At 44.0% G+C, this 1,149-nt stretch carries 2 protein-coding genes; both read right to left on the bottom strand.

Translation table 11 applies throughout. The annotated features are described in order from the left end of the window. A partial coding sequence (locus tag A3729_RS23670; RefSeq protein ID WP_197476017.1) for a glycosyltransferase occupies nucleotides 1-448 on the bottom strand: 448 nt, incomplete at its 3' end. Next, nucleotides 432-1,149, bottom strand: a 718-nt coding sequence (gene arsS / locus A3729_RS23675; RefSeq protein WP_068634364.1) for an arsenosugar biosynthesis radical SAM (seleno)protein ArsS, incomplete at its 5' end; no start/stop codon positions are given. The genes arsS and A3729_RS23670, both read right to left, overlap by 17 nt.

Below are 1,149 nucleotides of genomic sequence, written 5' to 3' on the forward strand. Positions count from 1 at the left end.
GATCTCCAGTAGCTATACCTGTAAGCCGTGAGCGAATATTGATGAACCAAGAGATTACCTTAAATATCGCGGCAGAGTTATCGAGCTGAATATCAAAGCGCCCCCAAACGGGTTCGGATGAGATTGCGCCATGTAGCATGTTAATAGCTTTACTTGGTAATACCGTATCTGCATGCAAAAACAGAAGAAGACGCCCTTGAGCTAACTCTGCACCAGCATTCTGTTGTGCGGAACGCCCACACTTTGAGCGAATTAAATGAGCATCCATATCTAGCTCACTTATAAGTGAAGAAATTATCTCGCCACTACCATCAGTACTACCGCCATCGACCAGCAGCACTTCGCAGCGCTTACTAGTGAGAGTGTTGAGCTTGCGTAATAAACGCTCAATATTTTCAGCTTCATTAAATACGGGAACAATAATACTCAGGTCAATCGAGTGCGCCACCGCAGCTACTCCCCTGTCCTGCAGTGCAACCATAGCAGTGGTCTGCCACAACTATCGTAGAACCTTCTATAGCCTGCCCTAAAATATCGCTTAGATGCATTCTATTTTTATCAGATGCTATCAATCCTCCCTCCAGTCTAAGCATTGGCATATCAAGCATCTGATTGAAATCACAATCAAACACATGGCCCTGCCAGTCAATACTTATCAAGCTGCGACACATTACCGAGGTAAGGTTTTCCTTTGCATACGACTCTTTCAATAGATCCATATAGTTATGAAATTCGCCCTTGGACAAAAGCACGCTCCCAAAGCGAGAAATAGGCATATTCGTTATTGTGAAAAGTTGGTCAAAGAGAATATCGAAATTTTCATAGAGCTCTTTTTTATAATCCTGCTCTAGCTGTTGCTGAGGAGGAGGTAGGAACGGACCACCAGGATTATAAACTAAACTCAAGGTCAAGCCGCTCCCTTCGACTCCATAACCTAGTTTGTTTAGGAGCTTTAAGCTCTTGATGCTATCTTCGAAAACACCTTTCCCTCTTTGTTGGTCGACATTATCTTTCGTGTAACAAGGTAGAGACGCGACAACTTCCACCTCGTTAGCAGCCAGAAACTCAGCAAGGTCTTCATAGCCAGGTTCTTGCAGAATCGTCAAATTGCAGCGATCAATAACATGCACTCCCAGTGACCTTGCTTCT

This window comes from Oleiphilus sp. HI0043, assembly GCF_001634935.1.